The sequence below is a fragment of the Acidovorax sp. KPB24-03 genome, from assembly GCF_057546605.1.
In genome coordinates, this window is sequence record NZ_BAAJYR010000275.1 from 1 (window position 1) to 4,666 (window position 4,666).

At 70.2% G+C, this 4,666-nt stretch carries 5 protein-coding genes; 4 read left to right on the plus strand and 1 reads right to left on the minus strand.

The genetic code is table 11. The annotated features are described in order from the left end of the window. From AC27KI_RS18990 to AC27KI_RS19005, 4 genes are all read left to right on the plus strand, one after another. A partial coding sequence (locus AC27KI_RS18990; RefSeq protein ID WP_487115265.1) for a DMT family transporter occupies positions 1-379 on the plus strand: 379 nt, incomplete at its 5' end. Between the two features lie 111 nt (positions 380-490). Further along, positions 491-730 (plus strand): hypothetical protein, encoded by a 240-nt coding sequence (locus AC27KI_RS18995; RefSeq protein ID WP_272566466.1) that lies wholly within the window; start codon positions 491-493, stop codon positions 728-730. A 98-nt stretch (positions 731-828) separates the two neighbouring features. Continuing rightward, positions 829-2,190, plus strand: coding sequence for an esterase-like activity of phytase family protein (locus AC27KI_RS19000; protein WP_487115267.1), 1,362 nt, complete (start codon positions 829-831; stop codon positions 2,188-2,190). A gap of 115 nt (positions 2,191-2,305) precedes the next feature. Beyond that, entirely contained in the window at positions 2,306-3,010 is a 705-nt protein-coding gene (locus AC27KI_RS19005; protein WP_284409993.1) for a riboflavin synthase subunit alpha, read from the plus strand. Positions 3,011-3,115: 105 nt separating this feature from the next. On the opposite strand, the gene AC27KI_RS19010 is transcribed toward AC27KI_RS19005, so the two are convergent. Then, positions 3,116-4,534, minus strand: coding sequence for a GGDEF domain-containing protein (locus tag AC27KI_RS19010; RefSeq protein WP_487115269.1), 1,419 nt, complete (start codon positions 4,532-4,534; stop codon positions 3,116-3,118). Between the last annotated feature and the right edge of the window lie 132 nt (positions 4,535-4,666).

The window sequence follows — 4,666 nt, forward strand, 5'->3', positions numbered from 1 at the left end:
CCGCCTCACCCGGCGGCATGCCCAGGCGCCCATGCTGCTGCTCACCGCCGTGCAGTCCGCCGTGGTGGGGCTGGGGTGCCTGCTGGTGGCCGTGTCGCTGCCGGGCGGGCTGCCCGCCCTGCCGGCCGAGAGCGCCTTCTGGGCCGCGAGCCTGTACCTGGTGCTGGGCTGCACGGTGTTCGCCTTCATCGCGCAGAACTGGGCGCTGAAACACACCGCCCCCAGCCGCGTGGGCCTGCTGATGGGCACCGAGCCGGCCTGGGGCGCGTTGTTCGCCGTGCTGTGGCTGGGGGAGAGTCTGGGCCCGGTGCAATGGCTGGGCGGGGCGCTGATCGTGGGGGCGGCGTGGTGGACGCTCGCGCGCCAGCGCGCGGGCTGATCACCGGCTCGAAGCTCCCATTGCACCGCGACAATGCATGGCGATACTCCGGCAGACAACGCGCCCGCCCGAGCCGCAGTGGCGGCGCCGACGCCCACAAGGAGCTTTCCGATGACCGACCTTCGCGACATCCTGGCGCACCTGCGCGCAGGGCGCTGGAACGAGGCCCACCAGCAGGTGCAGGACGATGCGACGCCGCTGGGCGCCTGGCTGCACGGCATCGTGCATCTGCAGGAAGGCGACCTGGAAGACGCCGAATACTGGTACGACCAGGCCCAGCGCCATTTCCGCAGCCGCGGCACGCTGGAGGAAGAGATGCAGCGGCTGGAAGCGGCCCTGCCGCAGAAGTAGCGCTGGAAAGCGCCGCGCACGGGCGCGGCCCTGCACCGTCATGGCCCTGTAACGGCGCGCCGGCATCGTTGCGGTTTTCGTTCGCCACAAGCCATCGCATGCTGCCCTCTTTCCGCCTTGCCCCCCTCGCTATTCTGGCCTGCGCTGCCGCCCTGCTGCCCGCCCACGCCCAGCAGGCTTTTCCCGCCACGCTCGCCGGCCATGCGGTGCTGCCGGCGCAGACCTTCATTCCCACGCCCAAGGATGCGCCAGCCGATCTGCAGACCAGCGGCAAGTTCACCACGCCGCAGCGCGTGGACCAGCTGGGCAGCGTGGAAGGCACCTCCGCCGGCCGGCCCACGGGCGTGTCGCTGCCGTTCAAGGGCCAGCCCGCGCAGGGCCATTCGGGCATCAAGCGCATGGCCGACGGGTCGTTCTGGATCCTGACCGACAACGGCGCGGGGGCCAAGGCCAACTCGCCGGACTTCATGCTGTACCTGAACCACTACACGGTGGACTTCCGAAGCGGCCAGTTCAAGCGCCAGAAGACGGTGTTCCTGCACGACCCGGACAAGAAGGTGCCGTTTCGCATCGCCGAAGAGGGCACGAAGGAACGCTACCTGACCGGCTCGGACTTCGATCCCGAGAGCTTCCAGTTCGCCGGCGGCGCGCTGTGGATCGGCGAGGAGTTCGGCCCCTACCTCATCAAGGCCGACCTGTCCGGCCGCGTGCTGGCCGTGTTCGAGACGCAGGTGGACGGCAAGGTCGTGCGCTCGCCCGACCACCCGGCCATCGCCGCCGCGGGCGCGCCCGATGCCAAGGCGCCGGCCTTCGAGATCAAGCGCTCCAAGGGCTTCGAAGGCATGGCATCGTCCAGGGACGGCAGCAAGCTCTACGCGCTGCTGGAAGGCCCGGTGTGGAACGAATCGGCCAAGGCCTACGAAGCGGTGGAAGGCGGCAAGCAATACCTGCGCGTGCTGGAGTTCGACGTGAAGCAGGAAAAGTGGACGGGCCGCCACTGGAAGTACGTGCTGGAGGCCAACCACCACGCCATCGGCGACTTCAACATGATCGACGAGAACACCGGCCTGATCATCGAACGCGACAACGGCGAGGGCACGGCCGACAAGGCCTGCCCCGAGGGCCAGAAGCGCACCGACTGCTTCCACGACCTGGCGAAGTTCAAGCGCGTGTACAAGGTGGAGCTGACCGATGCCAACGCCGGCGCCGAGCTGCGCAAGGTGGGCTACATCGACCTGCTGAACATCCAGGACCCGCAGCGCCTGGCGAGAAAGCCCTTGAACAACGGCGTGCTCGCCTTCCCGTTCTTCACCATCGAGAACGTGGACGTGGTGGACGCCACGCACATCGTGGTGGGCAACGACAACAACCTGCCGTTCAGCTCCAGCCGCGAGCCCAACCGGGCCGACGACAACGAGCTGGTGCTGCTGGAAGTGGGCGAACTGCTGCGCGCGCGCTGAAACCCTGCAGGCGGCGGACCCCGACCCGGGTGGCAAAATCGCCGCACCCTCGGGGCACCCGGTTGCGCGGCGCTGCCCCCGGCGGCCTTTTTCCACGCACCGGGAATCCACACGCATGTTCACTGGCATCGTCCAAGCCACGGCGGCCCTCGCCGCCATCCATGACCGCGAAGGCCTGCGGACCTTCATCATCGATTTTCCGCCCGGCTTCTGCCAGGACCTCGCCGTGGGCGCGAGCGTGGCGGTGGATGGCGTGTGCCTCACGGTGACCGAGCTGCTGCCGCCCAACGCGGCGGCGTTCGACGTGGTGCTGCAGAGCCTGAACGTGACCACCCTGGGCAGCTACGCCGTGGGCGACCGCGTGAACGTGGAGCGCGCGGCCAGGGACGGCGCCGAGATCGGCGGGCACCCGCTGTCGGGCCACATCGACTTCGCCACCACGCTGCAGTCGGTGCGCGAGTCGGACAACAACCGCGTGTGGCGCGTGGACATTCCGCCCGCCTTCCGCAAGTACATCTTCGCCAAGGGCTACATCGCCATCCACGGCGCGAGCCTGACGGTCTCCGAGGTGAACCGCGCCGAGGGCTGGTTCGAGGTGTGGCTGATCCCCGAGACGCGCCGCGCCACGGTGTTCGAGCACAAGCAGGCGGGCGACCGCCTCAACATCGAGATCGAGCGCAGCACGCAGGTGGTGGTGGACACCGTGCGCGAGGCGGTGCAGGAAAGCCTGGGGGCCCTGCAGCCGGTGCTGGAGGCGCTGCTGCGCGACAAGGGCCTGTCGCTCGAAGACTTCGTGCAGCCGCCTGTGCTGCCGCGCTGAAGGGCCACCGGGTTCCGGGTGTGGCAGCCCGGCATCAAAACGGGCTCCAGCACATATTCCACTAGGGCATATCGCTATTAATTCAATAGCAAACGCCTGGACACGTCAAAGAATGACCAGCTCCCCGGCGCCCGTGTCCGCCCGGGGCTCGGCCAGCACCACGCGGTTGCGGCCCGTTTCCTTGGCGCGGTACATCGCCGCGTCGGCCTCGGACAGCAATTGGTCCAGCACCAGGCCGTGGCGGCCGGAATCGGCCACGCCGAAGCTCGCCGTCACGCGCAGCGGCTCGGGCGATGCCGGCAGCAGCAGCTGCAGATTCGCCACCACCTCGCGCAGGCGCTCGGCCAGCCGCACGCCGTGCGCGGGGTCGCAGTGGCTCAGCAGCACCACGAACTCCTCGCCACCGAAGCGGCCCACCAGATCGCCCAGCCGCAGTTCGGCCCGCAGCGCGCGCGCCACCGACACGAGCGCCTGGTCGCCCACCGCATGGCCCCACTGGTCGTTGAGCATCTTGAAGCGGTCCACGTCCAGGATGACGATGACCACGCCGAAGCCGTGGCGCCGGGCCTGCGCGAGCACGCTTTCCGCCGCGTCGAAGAAGGCGCGCCGGTTGGGCAGGCCGGTGAGGAAGTCGGTGTTGGACTGCTCGCGCAGCTGCGCGATCAGGCTGTTGCGCTCGCGCTCCAGGGCCTCGCGCTGGCGGGTCTGCAACTGCAGTTCGCGCGCGGCGCGGATCACCGCGGCCATTTCGTCGTTGGCGGCGGGCTGGGGCAGGGGCGCATCCAGGTCGTTGTTGGCCAGCGCCTTCAGCGCCCGCGCGGTCTGCACCAGCGGGCGCAGGACGCGGCGGTCCACCATCGACAGCGCCACCAGCAGCAGCGCCAGCAGCACCACCGAGCCCGCGGCCACCAGGCCGAGCATGCGCACGGCCCGGGTGTACTCGGCGCTGGCGCGCTCGCGCAGCTGGTTGAGCAGCGTGTCGCGCACATCGAAGATGGTGTTCATGTCGGGCACGTAGAGCGCCGCGAAGCCCGCGGCGTCCAGCCCGTAGCGGCCGTTGCCCTCCCCGGCGGCGATCATGCGGTCGATGAGCGGCCCGGTGTCCCGGAAGTAGCGCTGCTGCACCGTCTGCCACGCCTGCGCGATGGGGCGCGGCTGCTCGGGCACCGAAAGCCGCAGCTCGATCAGGAAGCGCAGCTGCGCGATGCGCCCGCGCGTTTGCTCGATGGCCCGGCGTTCCTCGGCCGTGAACGGCTGCTGGCGCGCCAGCGCCGCCGTGAAATGCGAGCCCAGCAGCCCTGCGAACTCCCGCAGTTCGGCCGCGAGGCGCGCAACCTGCACGTCATCGGCCAGGGCCGGGTAGTGCTGCCGCGCGGCATTGGCCAGGCTGCTCGTGACCGGGGCCAGCAGCGGCACGATCGCCACCATGCCGTAGACGGCCGAACGGATCGACTCGGGCGCCCGCGCCTCGCGCGGCTGCGCCACCACCTGATCCACCCCCGCCCGGGCCGTGGCCAGCGCCATCTTGGCCGGCGAGCACGCGCCGCGCGCCGTCGGCCGAGCGTGGGATCGCCCGTGCGCGCTGCCAGCACGCCATGCAGCGCGTCGAAGGCGCGGTCGGTGCGGGCACGGGCCTGCGCCAGCGGCTGCTGCAGT